Consider the following 20,514-nt stretch of genomic DNA (forward strand, 5'->3'; position numbering starts at 1 on the left):
CCGCCCCTCATCATTTATACAACAATAATCTTCTTTCCCAGTCCTTCATACCGTTCAATCACATCCTGGTCCAGCCCACTGTCAGTAACAAAGGTATCCACATCATCCAGCTGCGCCACCTTGGTAAAGGCCGTCCTTTCAAATTTAGAGGAATCTGCCAGGCATATGACCTGGTCAGCCGCATCAATGAACGCCCTCTTGGTAAAATTATCGCCGTAGTTAAAAATCATCAGGCCTTCCTTTGTATCAACGGTGCTGGTCCCCAAAAACAGCTTACTTACCCTATACTTTTTCAGGAACTGGATTGCATCCTCGCCTGTGACAATATAGGAATCGCTGTCACGGCGCACCAGCCCTCCTATGATGTAGAGCGTGACGTTGGGCTTATACATAAGTTCATTTACAATAAGCAGGTCATTGGTCAGGACCGTAACCCTGAAATCCCCCAGAAGATTTGCCAGTTCCTGAGTGGTGCTGCCATCATCCAAAAGAATCACATCATCTTCCCTGATAAGCGTCAGCGCCCTTCTGGCAATTCTCTGCTTCTGCTCCAGATGGGATAACCTTCGGGAGGATTTCCTGCTGTTCAGTGACATTGTCTGGATTTTAAGAACAGCTCCCCCATGAACACGTTCCACAAGATTCTGGTTTTCCAGTTCTTTAAGATCCAGCCTGACTGTCTTTTCCGTGACCTCAAGCCTCTGGCTCAATGTCTTTACATCCACCATGCCTTCATCTTTTAATATGCCCATAATCGTATCCAGGCGTCTCTTCTGTATCATCCAGAATCCTCCCCTCTGCCATTCAATATACCATATGCCAAAGTCCTAATCAACCGCTTTCTTTATGAAACCCTGGTGTGCACATACTGTGTATAATCGTCATTTGCCTCACGGTTAGGGTCATATCCGCCGGCTTCAGGAATATAAACCGACAGGACCTGTATGGCCATGGTCAGCACCAGGACCGACTGGGTGAGAGGATAGTAATCCAGTTTCAGGACCTTGTCTCCACAGACGCTGCCATTTCCCGCATAGAGCATCAAAACCCTATCCGTTATATTCATAAGATAGGAAAATGTAGCCGATATAAGTTCTGTATACAGGTTGTCCGTGTTAAGCAGGATCACGCTGGAGGTTTCATTAATGGAACGGTGCATCCCATGGGAAAATTCCTCAATATCATTAAACATGGTGGGAATGCACATGGTCTCCATCAATTTCAGCTGTCCTTCCATAGCAGTACCATAATTCATCCCTGCCCCCAGTACGTACAGGTTTTCCATCCGGCATCCAAAGCCGCTCTTTTTACACCAGTCCGCCACCTGGTCCATAGCGGTATCCAGCCGGCTGACACATTGTTTCAGTTCCTGTAGCACAGCCTGATACATTTCCTGTTCCAGCTTTCCATGGGAAAGGCCGTATTGTAACCCAAATATCATCAGGGCCAGAAGGGTACTGCTGTAGCCTTTTGTTTTTGCATTACTTTCTTCATCCCCACATCCCAGGTAAAGGCATCGGCCTGCCAGATGGGTCAACGGGGAATCCTTTACCTGTGTGACGCCCATCACTGCAAATCCCATATCCTTTGCCAGCCCTGCCGCCTCCAGAAGTCCTCTGCTGGTCCCCGTCTGGCTGATTGCCACGACCATACAACGTTTCCGGTCCTCGCATTTTATGGAGCTGCAGTTATGCATGAAATTTGCAGGCGTATACCCATATACCCGGACGCGCATATATCGTGACAGGAAATCCGACATTACGACCGATGCATTGTAGGAACTGCCATGGGCTACAATATAGACAGCTTCCAATTCCGGGACAGATCCGGCAGTCTCAAACAGCGCTTCATCGTCAAGCATCCGCCCCAGCGCTTCCTGTTCCTCCCTGATATAGTCCCACATGACGCTTGTTCCCTTCATATGCCACCTCGCCCTATTTATCATCCATATTCATGATCCTGGCTGAATTTTTCCCCAGCATCAGTTCCAGATGTTCCTCATTCCTTGTTACATAACGGATTTTGTCCATTTCCTGTATCTGGTCACAGAATGGGGCGTCTGATGAAAAGAGTATCTTCTCCGGACCAACCTTCTCATACGCCATCTGTATGACAGGAACATATGCGCCTGCTGTGCTCAGATAGAAGTTAGGGATTTCTTTTGCCAGCTCCATGGCCCTTTCATACATCAGCGGAACCCCCATATGGTATAATACCACCGGTACATCCGGAAAGCTTCTGGCCATCTGCGCCCACTTATCCGGAATGGAAAACATATCCGACTGTCCGTGGACCACAACACATTTTCCATATGCCCTGCATAATTCGAAATAAGGGGCCAGAAGGCTGTAACGGTCCGCAGAATACCCGAAGCGGATTGCGTTCATTTTAAGTCCATAAAAATGATAATCCCGGAAACATTTCTCCAGCTGCTCCTCACCGTTGATGTCCCATGGATTTACCACTGCAAACCCAAATGTCCTATCCGGGAATTTCTGCACGGACTCATATATGTATTCGTTGTTGACGGTTTCCAGCTGGGAGCATATCATACATTTATCCACGCCGGACTGATCCATGATCTCAATCAGGGATTCCACATGGTAATCCTCTCCCTTTTTCACACCAATGTGCGCAAGCATATCAATAATCATTTAACATCCCTCCTCAAGACGGAATATCCTGGCCGCGTTTTTCCAGAGCACCTTTTCCTCGCCTTCGGGGAAACCCGCCGCAGCCTTCCTCACCTTAACCAGTTCCAGTTCATAGTAACCGGCATCCGGCGTCCCGGTCCCCAGTAACACCTGATCTATCCCCGCCGTCTTCATGGCCCGCAATGTATTAAAGTCCATACTGGAGGATGTTTCAAGATAAACATTCTTATGCCGCTTTCCCACTGCCACCGCACTGGCATTATCATACTGCAGCCCCATGCGTCCCATGATAATATTGACATCCGGATAGTCCCCGGCTATCTTTTCAAAAAACACAGGGTTGGAAAATACCTCAGCAGCTCCATAACACCATACCGGGACCTGATATTTCCTGCACAGATCCAGCAGAGGATAAAATACCTCCCTTTCGCAAAGCATGTATCCATGGCGGACAGGATCCATGTAAAGCCCTTTAAATCCATCTTCTGTCAATGCCTTCTCGAATTGAGCCGGACTGTCCTCATACCACGGGTTTACTGTATAAAGTCCGATAAAGCGTTTGGGATGATCTTTCATAGCCTGGTATACAGACCTGTTATCCATGCTTTCTGCATAGCTGTGGATGACCGCCATATCAATATGGTTCCTGTCCATCTCCTTCAACAGATCCCCTGCCTTGATTTCCGGCTTAAACCGGTGGCGCCCTAATGTATTGGAAACATCAATAATCATACAATCCTCCTTCCTGTCAATGGTCCTTTATCCAGTCAGGACCGTACAGCATTCCAAGAAACGTTTCTGCCGCAATGCTTTCAACCAGCGGCATCAGGGATGGGCGTACCTGCGGCAGCCGTACCACCAGCAGGTTTTCCTGGGGCCTGATATCAGAACAGGTATAAAGGATCACCCTGCCCCCATGTTCCAGTATATAGTCCTTCATCTTCATTTCCTTGGTCCCATCCTCAAATACAGGAAAAAACATCTGCGCCAGATATTGCCTGCCCAGCTTGGAACTGTGATACTGTCCATGGGCATAGTCCGCGCACTCCCATACAGCCGTGCAGTTATGAAGCCCTTCCCTGTATGCCAGTGACAATTGTTGTGCCGTTGCCAGCGAGGCGTCATTCGCCAATAAATCATACAGCAGCGCATCCTTTGCAAATTCAAACATCGGTCTGCTGTTTTCCTCCCAATCTTCCAGCCATGAGCACGCCCAATCCGCAGCACACCGGCACTCTTGCATAAAGCCTTCATCCAGGCCGCCTGTAAGGCGGTGGGCAATCAGGTTCAGGATCAGCATGGTCAGCTCATATGTCTTATTCGTCACCGAGTATTCCTTATCACCGTGAATCTGAAGCATGAAATCACACACGGCCCCCAACGGGCTTTCCTCATAATTATGGATGCCAACCACAACCGTAACCTTCCTGGCCTTGTCCGCCAGTTCAACTACCTCCGGGCTTTTACCGGACTGTGAGATGGCAATGACAAGGCAGCGGCTGTCAATCTGATTGAACTGGAACCGCGAAAGTTCAAATGAACTGAATGCCAGGGCCGGAATGCCGTGTCCTGTCAGATAACTCTGCACACAACGGGCCGCATAAAGCGAGCTTCCCATACCGGTAAGGATTACGCGGTTCATGGCTTTCTCCTTAAAACATACGGCTATCCGCTCCACAATCTCCCGGTCCACGGGCCAGTATTCCTTTAAATACCGTTTTAATAAGATTCCCTGGGTACGGACTTCTTCCACAAATCCATTCATGTCCTGACTCCTCCTGCCTTTTTAATTTTTGCTTTGACGATTGCCTTAACCATATCCTTTTCCGCAGTACTGGTCATGAGTATATCCATGGCGTGAAGCAGCAGCATGCTGCAGGGTATCTCGTCGCCCCTGGCCTGCATGCTCATCAGCTTCAGGAACTGGATTTCATGCGCCTTTGCCAGGTTATCCTCTGCCTCTTCTATCTTCTTCATCGCCGCCTGGTAGTCATCCTCCACCATCAGGCCTACCGCTTCATACACCAGGGATCTGCCCTCCCCTGTATAACCAATCATTTCCATGCAATTGGCTGCCACTTCATCCATTGTAAGCGCCATCTGAATCAACCTCCCCTGTTACTTTTTATTCTGATTCAGGACTTCCAGGGCCTGTTTCAGGATTGCGCCGCCCTTTACCAGACCGTATTCCCTCATCTGTATATTCATATATGGGATATCCAGTCCAAGACCCTTTACATATTCCATGATATCCCCGGTAGAACTTTTTACCTGCGGGGCAATCAGGATGATATCCAGCCCATTATAATCCAGTTCCCTGTAGCGCAGGCTTGGTGAACAGTGGACATCCACCTCCACGCCATATTCCGGGGCATGTTCAATTATGCTGTCCACCACCAGACCGCTTGACATACCTGATGCACACAGGACCATTATCCTTATCTTTCCTTCCATATCACTACACTCCTTCCAGTATGTTGCTTACGCGTTTTCTTCTTCAATCATCCTTGCTTCCCATATCTTTGCAAATGGGTAATATATGATAAACAGCACAACCAGCAATGCCACCTGGGCAATCACACAGCGCACATCCCCTCCGGAGGACAGGTATGGATTAATCAGAAGCGGCGTTGTCCACGGTGTCGGAACATAGGCGGCGGTAATTACGCTGGCCCTTGTAAGGAAGTAAGCAAACATGGATCCTACAATCCCGGACAGCATGAACGGTACAAACATAATTGGGTTAAATGCAATAGGCGCCCCAAATATAATGGGTTCATTGATATTGAAAATCCCGCAGGGCAGCGCCAGATGGGCTACCTCCCGCAATGTGGCTGATTTGGATTTCCACCATATCAGGCATAATGGAAGGGTGCTTCCCACACCGCCAATCATAATCCATGTATATACAAAAGGCTCCGTAAACACATGGGGCAATGGCTGTCCAAGGATGGACGCCGCTGTATTTTCAGCAATATTGGTTATTAAAAGCGGATAGCACACACCCCACACGGTAAACGAACCGCCATGTATTCCCACAAACCATAAAAGCTGAAGCAGCAGTACGCACACCAATACGCCAAACCATGTATCCTGAAGGACCAGGAGAGGGCTGATGATGATATTCAGGAACTGTGTTAAATCAAATCCAATTATCACACGTACGGCCCAGAAAAAAGTAGCAAGGATTGACATGGGGACCAAGGCGCCAAAACTTGTGGCAATATTGGCCGGCACCCCTTTTGGCATGCGGATTGTCAGGTTCTTATCATGGGCGAACTTCATGAATTCCGCTACAATCACACTCACGATAATAATAGAAAACATCCCCTTGACCGAAAGGCCGGTACAGTCCAGGGTATTCCCCGACAAGTCGATGGGCGATACCACAATCAGGGAACAGGCCACCGTGACAATGCTTCCTATGTTCTGATCCAGTCCATACATCTTCGCCATCTCAGCCCCAAGGCTGATTGCAAGCCATAATCCGATAAAATTAAATGTCATGGAATAAAGTACATTCAGCTTATCCGCATAAGGCGCGAATAAATTAGCCAGTGAGGGAATCGGCAGGTTCGTGAGAATCAGAGGCACCGAACCCACGATTATAAATGGAATAATCCTGATATATGCAGTCCTGATTGCCGCCATATGTCTCTGATTCCCAAATTTCACAAGAGGCGGCGCTACATATTTTTCAATCCATGCACCAAAGCTTTCCATATTGCTCTCAAACCTGCTCACCTTTCTCTCTGCCATCTCTTTTCCTCCTCTCAACGTGCACTTCACGCAATCAGCCTTGCGTCCTGTGCTGTAACCACTACACGCTTCTGCCTTACCTGTGATTCCTTGATACTATTTTTCGACCCCTTCCATTCCCCTCCTTTTAAATTTTTGTTCGTTATTGTTCATTATAATCTTTTATTAGTTCTATTTCGTTCGTTTATTGTATATTCATTCTATACCAATGCCTATTCCAAGTCAATGTTTTGGTGAAATATTTTTATTTTCATCTATTTTCACATTTTATTATGTGCAATATGCACATATCTTCAATACTTGTTGTTTGTTTTTGTTCGTTTCGAACCACAGATTTGTCCGGCACACTGCGGTTCCACCCAAGGCCTGATTCCCTTCACCACGGTCCCATCCCGGGGCCTGATTCCTTTCACCACGGCTCCAGACCTCGGTCTGATTCCTTTCATAAAAATAATAGCCATGGTCTGCCCTATCACAGACCACAGCTATTACTCTTTATGGTACCCCCCTCATCCGGTACCATGCCCATTTACACTCTTCACTTACATTCTTCCTGCCATACAATATGGCAGATATGATAAGGCCCGCCTCCATAAGTCCGGCCTATAACCCTTTCCTCATATCCTGTGTCAGCTCCTCCCCATATTCCCTGGCAAGCTGTATGAAATATCGTGATGCTTCGCTTAAATGTGTATTTTTGCGGTATGCGATATAGGTCGTCCAGCTAAGGGGCGGTGAGAGCCTGAACCAGGCCAGATCCTTCCTGTCAGGACTGCAAAGCGCCCTGGAATGTGGAAGTATCGTGCAGCACAGGCCGGTGGTCGCCAGTTTAATCAGGGCATGGTTCATGCCTGTTTCTATTAAGATTTTTGGCTTAAATCCGGCTGCTTCAAAGGCAGGGTCTATGATACCGCGCATGGTGGAATTGGGAAACATCAGCGCAAATGTATCATTACTGAAACGTTTTAAATCTATAAAAGGAAGGGTGCTGTCGGGAGCCGCTCCCAAATCCGCAAATGGATGTCCCAGTGGTACGCCTAACAGCATCTCTTCCTCATACAATGGAATATATTCCAGGTTTACCTTATCCTGTTCTCCCAGCATGACCAGGCCAAAATCCAGCTGTCCGGCCCCGATAAGACTGTGCTGCTGTGCCACATACCGCTCCTGCAGGTGGAAATTAATGCCTGGAAAACGCCGGTTAAATTTAGGGAACACAAATGTAAACAGGTCAATACCGTGTTCAAGGGTCAGCCCCAGGGTGATTTCCCCCACCGTATTATTCTTCATGTCTGAAAGAATATTATAGGTATTCTTTTTAATGTTAATGATCTCCCTTGCATTCTCCACATACACTTTCCCCGCCGCCGTCATCTGCAGATGATGCTTATCCCTGTAAAACAGCTGGATTCCCAGCTCCTGCTCCAGTTTGATTAACTGCTGGTTCAGCCCGGACTGCGTGATGAAAAGGGCTTCGGCTGCTTTGGAAATATTTCCTTGGTCAGCAATGGCTATGATGTATTCCAACTGCCTTAGTTCCATGGTTCCTCCTCATACTTTTACTTATAACCGATATTATTATTCTTAAGTTCACTTCTTACTATATTGCTATTATAATAAAATCACATTTAAAAGTCAGTACAAATTCATGAAAATGTACAAATAAAATGAAAAGGAGTATATTATGGTAGGTATTGTGGGGTTAATCTGTGCTGTGGTGGCTGTTATTTTCCTGATTTGGAAAAACTGGCATATGGCCATCGTATCTTTGATCGGCGCATTCATTGTAATTGTATTTAATGGCATGAATCCTGTTTCCGCTATAACGGATAATTTCATGACAGGAATGAGCGGTTTTGCAGGCAGTTGGTTTTTGTTGTTTATGCTTGGCTCAATTTTTGGTAAAATAATGGGGGAGAGCGGGGCTTCCGTGGGCATTGCCAACAGCCTTTTAAAGCTCCTGGGGGAAAAGTCCGTTGTATTGGTGGTCATGATTACCGGGCTGGTATTATCCTATGGCGGTATCGGTACATTCATCATTGCGTTTTCCGTTTACCCCATTGCAGTTGCATTATTCCAGAAAGCGGATATTCCAAAGAAACTGATTGTTGCAACCATCATGGTATGTCCGGTAACCGTATGTATGGCCATGCTTCCGGGTTCCCCTTCCACCCAGAACCTGCTGCCCACTACGTATTTCAATACAACGGCTTACGCAGGGGCCAGGATCGGTATCATCTGTTCCGTGCTGATGTTCCTTGCAGCCTACCTGTATCTGAACTGGCAGATTAAGGCAGCCAGGGCAAACGGGGAACACTTCGTGGCAAGTCCTGAGGAAAATATCATGGACCTGCAGGCAGTGGAACTGGGAAAAACGCCGGAAGTATGGCAGTGTTATGTCCCCATCGCAGTGCTTCTTGCAGCCATGTTCGGATTCCAGAAGCTGACCGCCATGCCCTCCACCTACGCCGTGGCCTGCGCCATGACCCTGGCCATCCTGATTGGATGTATCCTGTTCCATGATAAACTGGACATCCGGTCTGCTGTCAATGACGGCGCGGCAAGCGGCCTGGGGGCGCTGATTGCAACATCCTCCATCATGGGCTTTGGCAGCGTGGTTTCCGCATCCCCTGCTTACGGGATTGTTACGGATGCCCTGGTCAACATGAACATAGGGCCGCTGGCAACCGCACTTATTTCGATTAACGTGATTGCCGCCATCACCGGTTCATCCGCAGGCGGATTAAATATCTTCCTGTCCAGCATGGGAGGATATCTGGCCTCTACCGGGCTGAACACGGCCATGCTGCACCGGGTGGTGTGTATTGCATCCTCGGGCTTTGACGCCATGCCCCATGCCTCCGGCATGGTGGTCTGTAACCAGATTGCAAAAACTTCCCAGAAGGATACATATAAGCATGTATTCATCACCTGTGCAATCATGCCGTTCTGCTGTGCCATCCTGGCCTGCGTGATCGGTACTATGGGAATCATTTAGAGGTAAACTATGAGAGCTGATTTTATTATTCGCGGCGGGCGGGTCATGGATCCGTATACAGGCGCAGATGAGATTAAGGATATTGTGGTCTGCAATACAAGAATTGCGGACCCGGACGGGGAACAGGTGGAATGCGGACATATCATCGATGCCTCCGGCTGTATCGTGGCGCCGGGACTGATCGACTTCCACACCCACATATTCTATGAGGGAAGCGGTTCCTGTATAAGGCCGGATTTCATGATATCCCAGGGAACCACTGCCGCAGTGGATGCAGGGTCTGCGGGTACGGTCACATACGAGTCATTTTATAAATCCGTGATTGCCCAGTCCACAATGAGGATCAAGGGTTTCCTGACCACATATTCCGGCGGGCAGCTGGATTTCAAGCTCTGCGAGGATTTTAATCCGGAACTCATCAATCTTGCCAGGATGGAGCGTGTGATTGACAAATACAGGGACAATATCCTGGGACTTAAAATCCGCCTCTCCAAAGGTGTCGTGCCCGATGATAAGGGACTGGACTATCTGAAGCGGGTCATAGAACTAGCTGAGGAACTGGATGAAAGGCTTGGAACCTCCCTCAGGGTATGCGTACATACCACCAATTCCCCCATTTCCGCCAGTGAACTGGCAGGCTGCCTGAGGCCGGGGGATATCTTCTGCCACTGCTTCCAGGGGGCGGGCAATACCATCGTGATGGAAGACGGGCAGATATGGCCCGGCATATTAGAGGCAAGAAAGAAAGGTGTGATTTTTGACGCGGCCAATGGCCGGGGCAATTTTGGGGTGGCAACAGCCAAACAGGCCCTGAAGGCGGGATTCCTGCCTGATATAATCAGCACCGACCTGACCATTGATAAATTCAACATTCCTCCCTATACCAAGAATCTTCCATCTGTCATGGCAAAATATATTACCATGGGCATGAATCTCATGGATGTGCTGCATACCGTAACCGCGGCGCCTGCAAAAATCATGGGAATGGAAGGAAAAATCGGTACCCTGCAGCCGGGAGCTGATGCAGATATTGTTATTCTGAAAGAAAAACAGCTTTCTTTTGTCCAAAAGGATTTTAAGGATGAAGAACTGGTAAGTAATTCCCTGCTGGTTCCGCAGCTGACAATGTGTGCAGGGGAAATCAATTTCTGTCAGGCGGATTTCTTCCTGTAGGTTCCTAAAATATATGATATGGGTAAAAAGGAGAGCGGGTAACAGATAACCTTGTCTCTATGACGGCATGATGGAAATCCCCTGCTTCATCACCAGCAAAGGCCCTGAACCCACCCGCACCGGTGAAGTCCTCAACTTTTTAAGGGCATGATGGAAAAGCAGGGAGCCTGTGAAAAGCTGATTGTGGACGGCTGCCCCCGGATGGAAAACACTGATTTTCATCCGGGGGCAGTTTGTATCCCTCTTCTTATCTTACTCCAACCGTTTGCCAGCATTCTGCTCTTCCAGTATGGTCATCTGCTGAATTGCTATCCTGTTTAATTTTATGAGCCATTCCTTCTGCTCATATCCATCATGAATAAGGACTGCATTGATATTTTCCATATTTGATAGACAAATCAACTCATTGATTGAAGCATAATCCCTGATATTTCCCTTCCTGCCAGGATTCTTTTCCCGCCATTCTTTTGCAGTCATGCCGAATAATGCCACATTCAGTACATCCGCTTCATTTGCGTAAATATAAGATATCTGCTGGCTTGTCAATAATGGAGGAACCAGGTTTTGTTTTATTGCATCTGTATGAATCCTATAATTTATTTTAGCAAGTTCCCTCTTTGCACTCCAGCCCAACTGCCTTTGCTCCTGTTCTTTTAACCGTTGGAATTCCTTAACAAGATATAGTTTAAACTGCGGTGATACCCACGAAGCAAATTCAAAAGCAATATCACGATGGGCATATGTCCCGCCATACCTTCCTGCCTTTGCAACAATACCCTTTGAGTTCGTCCGGTTAACCCACTGCTTTACAGACATAACAAAACGGTTCAGACCCGCTTCACCCATAATCATGTGGTACTCAGCCGTATTAAATTCTGAATTATACATCTCTTCCCAAATTCCCAGAAATTCTAAGGTGTTCTTATTTCTTAACCACTTTTCAATTAAAGATAATCCATTCTCTAATTTCCTTACCATATCAGTTAACGAAATATAATCTTCCTTACTTATTGATATAACTGATATCTCTGTATCATCTATCTGCATCTTCCCCATATCTACCCGCCTTTTTAATTCCCCCGAAATCGAGGGAATTAAAACTTTCATATCCAACCGCAGCAAAGAACATATGTTCTTTTTTCAGTATACTATTTACCAACATACAGTGCAAGGGGTAGAATGAACCAAAATGAAAAACCTGAAATGAAAAAGCCAGGATAAAAACACCAATCCCCTCCCGCCACCTCACAAAGCCAGCTCCTCTTCCCCGCTTGCCAGACTTTCCAGTTTTCCAAAATCCGTCACCACAAACAGCCCGTTTACCTTTTCCAGGATTCCCTCATCCGCAAACAGGGAGAACACATTGCTGACCGTCACCCTGCTGGTATTAATCATGCTGGACACATCCTGGTGTGTAAAGCGTATATCAATGCGGACAGCCCCTGTGTCCTCCTTTACGCCGTACTGATTACACAGATGGACAACCAGCTGTGCAACCCTTTGGACCGACTGGGTGAAGCTCAGTTCCAGGACCTGGTTGAATGAGATACTGTTTTTACGGCACATCATCCGCATCACGGTCCGGGTCAGCTCCCAGTCAGCCTTCATTCCCGCCTCCAGCTCCACATGTGGAATACAATATACCTCCGTGTCAACGATAGCCACCGCCGAGGTGCTATGCGGATGTCCGAGTATACAGGATGCCTCGCCTATGAGACATCCTTTTTCTGCAATATAAAACTGCTTCTCTTCTCCATCAATCTGATAGGAAGTGATGCGGATCCGGCCTGAAAGGACAATATACACGGCATCCGCCGGGTCGCCCTGATGGAATAAAAAAGCCTTTTTACGGAACATGGCAGGTTTGCGGCCCTTAATCAGGGCATTCCAGTATGAAATATCCATATTAATCCAGGGGGATGTATCTTCAGCCCAGGTCTTTTGCATATCGGTTCTCCTTTCGTTGATGGATAAGTGTCTAAAAATTACGAATTTAAAAAAAATTATACTATGAATAGGGCATAAAATCAAATTAAAGTAGGATTTTGTAAAGTACTTTATAGAATTTGCCTAAAAAACAGGCTAAGATTGGAACTACAAAAGCAAAGTTCAGAACAGGAAGCAGGAGGTGAAAATAAAATCTGCATGGGCTGCAACCGATGGCAGATTACGCTGTCATACAGCAAAACAAATCAAACAGATCAGGAGGATTGTAACATGGGTGTTAATTGGGAACAGATACGAAAAGAGGAATGGCCGGTTCTGGAGACCATGACGTTTTTAGACGCGGCGTGCGTAAGCTTTGCCCCACAGAGAACGGTCAGGGCTGTCAAGGCATTTGCAGACATGACTGCCCGCCAGGATGAGGCCAATTCCAGTGCACATCATATTGCCATGGATTCCCTGCGGCATAAGGCTTATGTGGAAGCATGCAGGCTGTTAAACGCAGATGAAGAGGAAATCGCGCTTGTGGAGAGCACGTCCCATGGACTCAATATTGCCGCCCAAGGAATTGATTTGGATAAGGATGACAATATCATCACAACGAATCTGGAATTTATCCAGGTAGCGCTGCCATGGTGTGTGATGAGGGAAGAAAAGGGATTTGAAATCCGCGTATGCAAAACGCCGGACAGCCGCTTCACGGCAAAGGATTTTGCCGCCCTCGCAGATGAACACACGAAAATCATTGTCATCTCCACCCTGGAATGGTGTAATGGCTGGCAGATGGATTTAAAGGATATCGGTGATTTCTGCAAAGAAAAGGGTATCATGCTGGTTGTGGATGCGGTGCAGCAGCTGGGCGTTACCAAGATAGATACAAAGGCATGCCACATTGATATCCTCACGGCAGGAGGCCACAAATGGCTGAACTCCCCGTACGGAACCGGTGTGCTCTATGTCAACAAAGAAACCCTGCCCAAGTTAAAACAAAGCTACGCAGGATATCTGAACACAACGGTCCCCGAGGGCGGCTGGGGCGCTTACTGGGAAAATCCAAGCGCACCGTCCGTTAACAACTGGACCTTCGACCAGACAGCACGCAAGTTTGAAATAGGCGGGACATCCAACTACACAGGCGCCATTGCACTTGGCGAGTCCCTGGGGCTTGTCAACGAAATCGGGATTGAGAACATAGAAGCGCGGATACGTGAAATCAGCACCTACTGTATGGACCGTATCGAGGAAATCGGCGGCACCCTCATCACCCACAGGGATCCCGGACATTTTGGCGGGATCGTGATTGCAAGGCTGTATGACGACCTGGATGTGGATCGCATGATATTGAAGAAACTCCATGGGAAAAAAATCTTTATTGCACAGCGTTTTACCGACTATATTGGCGGTTTCCGCATTTCCTGCCAGTATTTCAACAACAAGGAGGATATTGATAACATGATTTCAGGAATGAAGGAACTCATTGCTGAAATCGGACGGGATCCGGATTATAAAAAGTAATACAGAGAATGAAGGGCAGGCAGGGGCACGCAGCATATGCTGTTTTGCCCCTGCCTTGTTTTTTATGATCCCAACGTACAAACATGGCCCGGTTTTGTAAGTTAGTTTACAGAAAATCATCCGATGGTCTGCTATAATAATCCTAATGGTTGCAGCCCATGAAATAATTTTATTGAATTTTGTTTTTCTGACTTTAAGTTTTGGGGAACTTAGTGTTGTAATGCTCAGCAATGAGCTTACCAGAAGGGGGTAAGTTATGTTTACGAAGACAAATGAAGATAAAATACAGTTTCGGGGTGGAATGTTTGGTTTAGTGTCTCCATTTATTGTGTTGTTCATAGGTATCATACTGCTGTCTGTTTCAGGCAAGGCCATGCCCATGGCCTTCTGGGCGCCCACGCTGGCCGCGGTCCTGACAGCGCTTCTTATGTCTAAAAATGCAACCCAATGCGCCGAAACCCTTATACAGGGAATGTCCTCAGAAATGGTATCCATCATGTTGATGGCATGGTTCCTGGCAGGCATCGTGGCACAGCTCATGAAAGAGACAGGGCTGATCCAGGGCCTGATCTGGCTAAGCATCAATGCAGGCCTGAAGGGAAGGTTCTTCCCGCTGATAACCTTCATATGCGGAAGCCTGCTTTCCACGGCAACCGGTACGGCCCTGGGAACAGTGATTGCACTGGCGCCTATTTTATATCCGGTGGGCGTTGCATTGGGCGCCAATCCCCCGGTCATGGCAGCCGCGATTGTAAGTGCGGCCTACTTTGGCGATAACATCGCCCCTGTATCGGATACGACCATTGCTTCTGCCTACACACAGGGAATCGATGTTTCAGATGTGGTCCGTTCCAGGTTAAAATACGCCCTGACGGCAGCGGTCATTGCCATGGTCCTGTTTGTCATCTTCGGGGGAATCGGGACATCCGGCGAGCCTGATTTATCATTCATCGGCGACATTGCGCCAAAGGGACTTATCATGCTGCTGGTGCCGGCCCTGCTGATTGTTTTAATGTACCGTAATGTCCATCTGATTGTTGCCCTCATGACAGCCGGCTCCTTTGGAATCCTCCTTGGCCTTGTAACGGGACTGCTTCCTCTGTCCAGGCTGTTAGTGGTTGACATGAATGAATTTGTGGTCAGCGGCATCCTGGTGGAAGGCATCCAGAGCCTTATTGACATCGCAGTCTTTGCCATGCTGCTGATGGGCCTTATCAACCTTTTGGATAAAGGCGGTTTCTTTGAGTGGATGATTAACGCCCTTTCCAAATATACCAAAGATGACCGCTCCTCTGAACTTGTAATCGCACTGATTGATATCATACTCTGCCTGCTGACAGTGGCAAACAGCGTGGTTATCGTCATGGAAGGGCCCATTGCCAAGAAGCTGCTGGTGGAAACCCATAATATATCCCCTGACCGCAGCGCCAACATCCTGGATGCCGTGTCCTGTGTGTCCATGTGCCTGATTCCATACAGTTTTGCTCCCCTGCTTACCTTCATGTTCGCCAATGGTTCCGGCGCGCCAGTCAACTTCTCAGTGAACTATATGGTCCTGTTCTCCTTCCACGGCTGGGCGCTGGGCGCCGTGATGCTGTTTTCCATCCTGACCGGATGGGGACGCACCCATGGCCCGGTAAAGAAAAAGGCTGCCAAGGGGGATTGAGGAGGATGATTGAGACAGGTCAGGCCTTTTACGGCCAGCATATCGGAATCCTTGTATTTTCCACGAAAACCCCGAGGATTCCGGGGGATGCAGGAAACGGGGAATCATTTTCCTACCAGGTGCGGTATGAGATTGTGGAGGGCGGTTTTGCCGATCTGATTACCGGCTCTGACAGGATAAAAGCTGCAATACTAAAAGCAGGACAGAACCTGGCCCGGCTGGGAATCCGGGCCATCATAGGGGACTGCGGCATGATGTCGCTTTATCAGGATTGCCTTGGAAAAGAACTGGGCGTATTATTTGCCGGATCTTCCCTTTGCCTGATACCGACGGTATGGCAGCTGATCGGCCGCCATGGGGCAATCGGCATCATAACCGGACACTCAAAATTATTGGGTAAGCAGCATCTTATAAATTCAGGATGGAACGAAGATATGGAGATTTCCATACAGGGAATGGAAGATGAGAAACATTTCCATGAAATTGTCATCGATGGCGGCCTGCACCTCAACAGGGAGGCAATGCTTAAGGATGTACTGGAGGCAGGGAGAAAGCTGCGTGAAAAAACGCCGGGGCTGCGGGCAGTCATATTTGAATGCAGCAACCTGGCAACCTATTCCTCTGCACTAGCAGAAGAACTCAGGCTTCCTGTCTTTGATACCATTTCCGCTGCTAACCTGCTGGAATACAGCGTCCATCCCCCCAGGTACTGAACCAGAAACGGAGGAACCATGTATTGGATTGATTTAAGGAGCGATACGGTAACACAGCCCACCATGGCCATGCGGCAGGCCATGAAGGATGCCATTGTGGGAGATGATGTATATGGAGATGACCCAACCGTCAACCAGCTGGAAACAATGGCTGCCCGGAGGATGGGCAAGGAAGCCGCGCTGTTTGTGGTATCCGGCACAATGGGAAACCAGCTTGCCGTCATGACACATACCACGCCAGGCCAGGAAATCATCGCCAACAGGAACTGCCACATCATACATTATGAATGCGGCTCGCCTGCCAGGCTGTCCGGTGTGGGATACGCGCTGACGGACCGCGAGGATGGAACCGTGACAGCGGAAGATGTAATAAGCTTAAAACGCCCGGAACACGACGCCCATTTTCCCGCAACAGGACTGGTGTGTGTGGAAAATGCACTCTGCAACGGGACCGTTGTACCCATGGACGTACTCCGCCGTACCTGCGGGACAGCCCATGACCATCATATCCCGGTCCACCTGGACGGCGCCAGGATTTTTAACGCGGCCCTGGCCCTTGGGGTTGACGCCGCTGAAATTGCTGCCTGCGCGGACTCCGTCATGTTCTGTATCTCAAAGGGCCTGTGCGCCCCTGTCGGCTCACTGCTGTGCGGGACAAAAGATTTCATAGAAAAGGCGCGGGCCAACAGGAAAGCCCTGGGCGGCGGCATGCGCCAGGCCGGGGTCATAGCCGCCTGCGGGGTCCTGGCCCTTGAGGACATGGTGGAACGGCTTAAGGAGGACCATGATAATGCAAAGTATCTGGGAGAGCGTTTAAATGAAATCCCCGGCATATACGCGGACATGGACCGGATACAGATTAACATGGTATTCTGGAAAACAGATATCAAAGGATTCACCTCCCATGGATTCGTGGATTACATGGATAAAAAGGGTGCAAAAGTTTACGGGATACTTGGTGACGAATACCGCTTTGTCACAAGCCACGATACGCCGCGCCGCTCACTGGACCAGGTAATCCGGTTAATCCAGGAGTATATCCATACATTATGAAGCTGGTCCTATAAAAGGCGGCTGGCGGTTAACGGATCTGATCAATAAAAGGCGGCTGCCGATTAACGGATCTGATTATATAAAACACAACTGCCGGTTAACGCATCTGCTCCCTTCAAAAGAGCATACCGCTTAACCGGCAGTCATTATTTTACAGTCATTACTCCATTTCCTTAAAACAAATTGGGGAACAGCGCCGTCGGTATTGCCAGAAACACGTCCGAGAACACCATCATCAGCACCAGCACTGCCAGCGAAGATAAGAAATAAGGAAGCACGCCCTTAAATGAATCCTCAATGCTGATTCCGCTGATGGAACCGGCCAGAAGCAGGCACAGGCCGTAGGGCGGGGTCACCAGCCCAAGGGCCAGGGTAACCACCACAATCAATCCAAGGATGATGGGGCTGATACCAAGGGCGGTTGCGGACGGCAGGATAATGGGTACAAACAGGATCATGGCCGGTACCGCATCCATAAAAGTCCCCACAAACATGAAGAATAAAACCACCACCACAAGGAACAAAAGCTTTCCTCCGGGCATTCCCACGAAAAATCCCTGTACTGCCGCATTCAGCTGATAGTAACTCAGCAGTTCCCCCAGTGCGTTGGCTGTTGCCAGGGCAAACAGGGACAGGGAGGACAGCTTCATGGTTTCAACCAGGATAGCCGGAATCCGTCTGATTTTAATTGTCTTGTAGAAGAAAATCCCGATAATCAGGGCATAGACGCAGGCCACTGCCGCGGACTCCGTGGGAGTGAACCATCCGGTCACAATACCGCCGATCAGGATGACAGGCGTCATCAGGGCAGGAAAAGAACTCCATACCTGGCGCAGGATTTCCCGGGTTGGGATGCGCTCACCCTTGGGGAAATTCTTTTTCTTGGAATAGAATACCACGACCCCCATCATGGCAAGTCCCAGCATGATTCCTGGAATCAGCCCGGTCATGAACAGGGCGCCTGTACCCACATTGGCAATGCCTGCAAATACCACCATGGTGATGCTGGGCGGTATGATGGAACCCAGTGTGGAGGAAGCTGCTGTCACGCCTACCGCGGTCTGCTTGTCATACCCCTGTTTTTCCATGGCCGGAATCAGGATTTTTCCCACACCAGCCGTATCTGCCTGTGAGGAACCGGATATGCCTGCAAAAATCATGGACACAAGAATGTTGGCATGGGCCAGGCCGCCCCGCACATGTCCCACTGAAGCAGAACATACGTCGATGAGCCGGTCCGATATGGCTCCTTCGTTCATCAGGTTGGCTGCCAGGATGAACAGCGGCACCGCCAGCAAGGTAAAGCTGTTAAGGCCGTTGAACATTTTCGTGAATACAACACTGTTCGGTATGATGGGGAGCGCGGCAATCCCGGCAAAGGAAACAAATCCAAGGGCGAAGGAAATGGGTACTCCCAGTACCACAAATGCTATGAATAAGACCACCAGTAATATCTGCATGATTTACTTACCTCCTATCAGTGATTTCACGTCATCCACAATCTGCCCTGCCAGATAAAGGATGGATGTGGCGCCGCACACAGGGATGCACAGCCATGTCGGCCCTCTCTTAAAATCCGGTATGCTGACCCAGCGGTAATTCCAGAACTGCTTTGTGATCTTACAGCCGTACCAGAACATCAGCACTGCAAATGTCAGCATCACAACTGCAATCCCAAAGGAAATCACCCGTTTTACCCTTTCATTCTTCATCATGTCACTGACCGATGTGAATGCAAAATGCCTCTTCTCATAGACCATGGCCCCTGCCCCCATAAAGGCAGCCCAGATAAACGCATACATGGAAACGTCCTCTGTCCAGATAGCCGCTACGCCCGCATACCGGCATCCCATCTGTATCACTACACTGATCAGGAATATACTTAAGAATATCCCTCCTGCTGCAATCTGCACCTTTTGCATATAACCCAACATCTTTTTCATGGTTTTTCATCCTCCTTGTCATGGACTTCCGGCTGGCCTCTGCTACCTGTCCTGAAGCCTTTTCCCTTCCTCCCGGATCATTGCCAGATAATCCTCCATATGGTTTTCAGCAGCAAACCTGTCCTGGATGGGGATGGCGATTGCCTTAAATGCATCAATGTCCACGTCCGCGAAATCAGTTACCTGCGCCCCGTCCGCTATGACCTTTTCCTTGGATTCTTCAAACATGTCATAGGTAACCCGTCGGTTCTCCTCGGTAGCAATGCGGCAGGCCTCGTCAAACCATCCCCTCTGCTCCTCGGTCAGCGCATTGTAGAACTGGCCCGTGGTAAGGAAAAGCCTGGTGGTATAGTCATGGTGTGTCTCGCTTATGTACCTGCCGTTATCTGTCTTATGGTGCTCCTTTAAACGGAAACTGGTGTAGTCGTTTTCAGCGGAATCCACCACGCCCTGGCTTAATGCCTGGTAAAGCTCGCCCCAGGCAACAGAGGTGGGGATGGCGCCGCAGCTTTTAAAGAATTCCTGGACAACCGGAGTGCTCTGGGTACGGATGGTCATGCCCTTTAAATCTTCCGGGCCTATGACGGTCTTCTTTCCATAATAATCCCTGACCGAGCTGGTCCAATAGCCCATGATGCGGAAACGGTCATCGGTCTTTTCCGCCAGAAGACGGTTCATGTCCTGGCCGAACTGGCCGTCCACGCACGCCTCCCAGTGGTCAAAGCTGTCAAACAGGTAAAGAAGGGAAAACATGTCGATTTCCTTTACTCCCAAAAGTGTCATGAAACCGGGGGATGCCACGGTCAGGTGGACGGCCCCCATTTCCAGCTTCTCCACCAGCTCGGATTCATTTTCACCCAGGGTGCCGTGATGGAGGGTTGCCGTGGCCCTTCCTCCCGACACCTCCTCCAAGGCTTCTTTAAAACGGATTGCGGCCTTTGTGTAGGGGTTCTCCATCGAAGTCTGATTGTGTGCAACAATGATATTCAGCTCGGGCTTCGGCTTTCCATCCTCTGATGACGTTGAGGATGAGCAGCCCGTGAATGTCATGACGGTCATGGCTGCTGCCAGCAATAACGCTATTTTCCTTTTCATA

At 48.8% G+C, this 20,514-nt stretch carries 21 protein-coding genes; 6 read left to right on the top strand and 15 right to left on the bottom strand.

The window, feature by feature from the left end:
• Positions 1-14 precede the first annotated feature (14 nt).
• From MCJ35_RS21785 to MCJ35_RS21825, 9 genes are all read right to left on the bottom strand, one after another.
• Positions 15-782, bottom strand: a complete 768-nt coding sequence (locus tag MCJ35_RS21785; protein WP_008720159.1) for a DeoR/GlpR family DNA-binding transcription regulator — start codon at positions 780-782, stop codon at positions 15-17.
• A 62-nt stretch (positions 783-844) separates the two neighbouring features.
• Positions 845-1,921, bottom strand: coding sequence for an SIS domain-containing protein (locus MCJ35_RS21790; RefSeq protein ID WP_025485311.1), 1,077 nt, complete (start codon positions 1,919-1,921; stop codon positions 845-847).
• Positions 1,922-1,934: 13 nt separating this feature from the next.
• On the bottom strand, positions 1,935-2,654 hold the full coding sequence (locus tag MCJ35_RS21795; protein ID WP_008720163.1) for an amidohydrolase family protein: 720 nt from the start codon (positions 2,652-2,654) through the stop codon (positions 1,935-1,937).
• The gene (locus MCJ35_RS21800) at positions 2,655-3,386 is read right to left on the bottom strand and encodes an amidohydrolase family protein (RefSeq protein ID WP_025485310.1); all 732 of its coding nucleotides are present in this window, start codon (positions 3,384-3,386) and stop codon (positions 2,655-2,657) included.
• 16 nt (positions 3,387-3,402) lie between these two features.
• Complete coding sequence (locus MCJ35_RS21805) at positions 3,403-4,419, bottom strand: SIS domain-containing protein (RefSeq protein ID WP_025485309.1); 1,017 nt, start codon at positions 4,417-4,419, stop codon at positions 3,403-3,405.
• Positions 4,416-4,754, bottom strand: a complete 339-nt coding sequence (locus MCJ35_RS21810; protein ID WP_025485308.1) for a PTS sugar transporter subunit IIA — start codon at positions 4,752-4,754, stop codon at positions 4,416-4,418. The genes MCJ35_RS21805 and MCJ35_RS21810 overlap by 4 nt, the downstream gene beginning before the upstream one ends.
• An 18-nt stretch (positions 4,755-4,772) precedes the next feature.
• Positions 4,773-5,108 carry a PTS sugar transporter subunit IIB gene (locus tag MCJ35_RS21815; protein ID WP_025485307.1) on the bottom strand — a complete coding sequence of 112 codons (336 nt, stop codon included), beginning with the start codon at positions 5,106-5,108 and terminating at the stop codon, positions 4,773-4,775.
• Between the two features lie 27 nt (positions 5,109-5,135).
• Positions 5,136-6,413 (bottom strand): PTS sugar transporter subunit IIC, encoded by a 1,278-nt coding sequence (locus MCJ35_RS21820; RefSeq protein WP_008720173.1) that lies wholly within the window; start codon positions 6,411-6,413, stop codon positions 5,136-5,138.
• A 603-nt stretch (positions 6,414-7,016) separates the two neighbouring features.
• Positions 7,017-7,955 carry a LysR family transcriptional regulator gene (locus MCJ35_RS21825; RefSeq protein WP_025485306.1) on the bottom strand — a complete coding sequence of 313 codons (939 nt, stop codon included), beginning with the start codon at positions 7,953-7,955 and terminating at the stop codon, positions 7,017-7,019.
• 142 nt (positions 7,956-8,097) lie between these two features.
• Between MCJ35_RS21825 and MCJ35_RS21830 the strand changes: the two genes are divergently transcribed.
• Both MCJ35_RS21830 and MCJ35_RS21835 read left to right on the top strand, forming a co-directional pair.
• On the top strand, positions 8,098-9,411 hold the full coding sequence (locus MCJ35_RS21830; RefSeq protein ID WP_025485305.1) for a GntP family permease: 1,314 nt from the start codon (positions 8,098-8,100) through the stop codon (positions 9,409-9,411).
• Between the two features lie 9 nt (positions 9,412-9,420).
• Positions 9,421-10,584, top strand: a complete 1,164-nt coding sequence (locus MCJ35_RS21835) for an amidohydrolase family protein (protein ID WP_240299652.1) — start codon at positions 9,421-9,423, stop codon at positions 10,582-10,584.
• Between the two features lie 252 nt (positions 10,585-10,836).
• Here the strand turns inward: MCJ35_RS21835 and MCJ35_RS21840 are convergent, their stop codons facing one another.
• From MCJ35_RS21840 to MCJ35_RS21850, 3 genes are read right to left on the bottom strand one after another with little or no spacing between them, the layout of a single operon-like run.
• Positions 10,837-11,640, bottom strand: coding sequence for a KilA-N domain-containing protein (locus MCJ35_RS21840; RefSeq protein ID WP_025485303.1), 804 nt, complete (start codon positions 11,638-11,640; stop codon positions 10,837-10,839).
• The gene (locus MCJ35_RS21845) at positions 11,618-11,833 is read right to left on the bottom strand and encodes a hypothetical protein (protein WP_025485302.1); all 216 of its coding nucleotides are present in this window, start codon (positions 11,831-11,833) and stop codon (positions 11,618-11,620) included. The genes MCJ35_RS21840 and MCJ35_RS21845 overlap by 23 nt, the downstream gene beginning before the upstream one ends.
• Positions 11,830-12,531 carry a Crp/Fnr family transcriptional regulator gene (locus tag MCJ35_RS21850; RefSeq protein ID WP_025485301.1) on the bottom strand — a complete coding sequence of 234 codons (702 nt, stop codon included), beginning with the start codon at positions 12,529-12,531 and terminating at the stop codon, positions 11,830-11,832. Before MCJ35_RS21850 ends, MCJ35_RS21845 begins: the two co-directional genes overlap by 4 nt.
• A gap of 270 nt (positions 12,532-12,801) precedes the next feature.
• Between MCJ35_RS21850 and MCJ35_RS21855 the strand changes: the two genes are divergently transcribed.
• The 4 genes from MCJ35_RS21855 (at position 12,802) to MCJ35_RS21870 (ending at position 17,475) form a co-directional block, all read left to right on the top strand.
• Positions 12,802-14,043 carry an aminotransferase class V-fold PLP-dependent enzyme gene (locus MCJ35_RS21855; protein WP_025485299.1) on the top strand — a complete coding sequence of 414 codons (1,242 nt, stop codon included), beginning with the start codon at positions 12,802-12,804 and terminating at the stop codon, positions 14,041-14,043.
• 256 nt (positions 14,044-14,299) lie between these two features.
• Positions 14,300-15,709, top strand: coding sequence for a Na+/H+ antiporter NhaC family protein (locus MCJ35_RS21860; protein WP_008720191.1), 1,410 nt, complete (start codon positions 14,300-14,302; stop codon positions 15,707-15,709).
• A 5-nt stretch (positions 15,710-15,714) separates the two neighbouring features.
• Entirely contained in the window at positions 15,715-16,422 is a 708-nt protein-coding gene (locus tag MCJ35_RS21865; RefSeq protein WP_025485297.1) for an aspartate/glutamate racemase family protein, read from the top strand.
• 18 nt (positions 16,423-16,440) lie between these two features.
• Positions 16,441-17,475: a threonine aldolase family protein gene (locus tag MCJ35_RS21870; RefSeq protein WP_025485296.1), complete on the top strand. Its 1,035-nt coding sequence runs from the start codon at positions 16,441-16,443 to the stop codon at positions 17,473-17,475.
• Between the two features lie 173 nt (positions 17,476-17,648).
• Here the strand turns inward: MCJ35_RS21870 and MCJ35_RS21875 are convergent, their stop codons facing one another.
• Genes MCJ35_RS21875 through MCJ35_RS21885 form a run of 3 tightly spaced genes read right to left on the bottom strand, consistent with a single transcriptional unit; the run spans position 17,649 to position 20,513 of the window.
• On the bottom strand, positions 17,649-18,935 hold the full coding sequence (locus MCJ35_RS21875) for a TRAP transporter large permease (protein ID WP_227796816.1): 1,287 nt from the start codon (positions 18,933-18,935) through the stop codon (positions 17,649-17,651).
• 3 nt (positions 18,936-18,938) lie between these two features.
• Positions 18,939-19,418, bottom strand: coding sequence for a TRAP transporter small permease (locus tag MCJ35_RS21880; protein ID WP_025485294.1), 480 nt, complete (start codon positions 19,416-19,418; stop codon positions 18,939-18,941).
• A 42-nt stretch (positions 19,419-19,460) separates the two neighbouring features.
• Complete coding sequence (locus MCJ35_RS21885; protein ID WP_008720198.1) at positions 19,461-20,513, bottom strand: TRAP transporter substrate-binding protein; 1,053 nt, start codon at positions 20,511-20,513, stop codon at positions 19,461-19,463.
• Position 20,514 lies beyond the last annotated feature (1 nt).

Source organism: Enterocloster sp. OA13 (genome assembly GCF_022440595.1).
Taxonomy (GTDB): Bacteria; Bacillota; Clostridia; order Lachnospirales; family Lachnospiraceae; genus Enterocloster; species Enterocloster hominis.

Bases quoted from the DNA above. Each gene is read 5' to 3' on its own strand.
- MCJ35_RS21785 (WP_008720159.1), bottom strand. From the start codon at position 782: ATGATACAGAAGAGACGCCTGGATACGATTATGGGCATATTAAAAGAT.
- MCJ35_RS21790 (WP_025485311.1), bottom strand. From the start codon at position 1,921: ATGAAGGGAACAAGCGTCATGTGGGACTATATCAGGGAGGAACAGGAA.
- MCJ35_RS21795 (WP_008720163.1), bottom strand. From the start codon at position 2,654: ATGATTATTGATATGCTTGCGCACATTGGTGTGAAAAAGGGAGAGGAT.
- MCJ35_RS21800 (WP_025485310.1), bottom strand. From the start codon at position 3,386: ATGATTATTGATGTTTCCAATACATTAGGGCGCCACCGGTTTAAGCCG.
- MCJ35_RS21805 (WP_025485309.1), bottom strand. From the start codon at position 4,419: ATGAATGGATTTGTGGAAGAAGTCCGTACCCAGGGAATCTTATTAAAA.
- MCJ35_RS21810 (WP_025485308.1), bottom strand. From the start codon at position 4,754: ATGGCGCTTACAATGGATGAAGTGGCAGCCAATTGCATGGAAATGATT.
- MCJ35_RS21815 (WP_025485307.1), bottom strand. From the start codon at position 5,108: ATGGAAGGAAAGATAAGGATAATGGTCCTGTGTGCATCAGGTATGTCA.
- MCJ35_RS21820 (WP_008720173.1), bottom strand. From the start codon at position 6,413: ATGGCAGAGAGAAAGGTGAGCAGGTTTGAGAGCAATATGGAAAGCTTT.
- MCJ35_RS21825 (WP_025485306.1), bottom strand. From the start codon at position 7,955: ATGGAACTAAGGCAGTTGGAATACATCATAGCCATTGCTGACCAAGGA.
- MCJ35_RS21830 (WP_025485305.1), top strand. From the start codon at position 8,098: ATGGTAGGTATTGTGGGGTTAATCTGTGCTGTGGTGGCTGTTATTTTC.
- MCJ35_RS21835 (WP_240299652.1), top strand. From the start codon at position 9,421: ATGAGAGCTGATTTTATTATTCGCGGCGGGCGGGTCATGGATCCGTAT.
- MCJ35_RS21840 (WP_025485303.1), bottom strand. From the start codon at position 11,640: ATGGGGAAGATGCAGATAGATGATACAGAGATATCAGTTATATCAATA.
- MCJ35_RS21850 (WP_025485301.1), bottom strand. From the start codon at position 12,531: ATGCAAAAGACCTGGGCTGAAGATACATCCCCCTGGATTAATATGGAT.
- MCJ35_RS21855 (WP_025485299.1), top strand. From the start codon at position 12,802: ATGGGTGTTAATTGGGAACAGATACGAAAAGAGGAATGGCCGGTTCTG.
- MCJ35_RS21860 (WP_008720191.1), top strand. From the start codon at position 14,300: ATGTTTACGAAGACAAATGAAGATAAAATACAGTTTCGGGGTGGAATG.
- MCJ35_RS21865 (WP_025485297.1), top strand. From the start codon at position 15,715: ATGATTGAGACAGGTCAGGCCTTTTACGGCCAGCATATCGGAATCCTT.
- MCJ35_RS21870 (WP_025485296.1), top strand. From the start codon at position 16,441: ATGTATTGGATTGATTTAAGGAGCGATACGGTAACACAGCCCACCATG.
- MCJ35_RS21875 (WP_227796816.1), bottom strand. From the start codon at position 18,935: ATGCAGATATTACTGGTGGTCTTATTCATAGCATTTGTGGTACTGGGA.
- MCJ35_RS21880 (WP_025485294.1), bottom strand. From the start codon at position 19,418: ATGAAAAAGATGTTGGGTTATATGCAAAAGGTGCAGATTGCAGCAGGA.
- MCJ35_RS21885 (WP_008720198.1), bottom strand. From the start codon at position 20,513: ATGAAAAGGAAAATAGCGTTATTGCTGGCAGCAGCCATGACCGTCATG.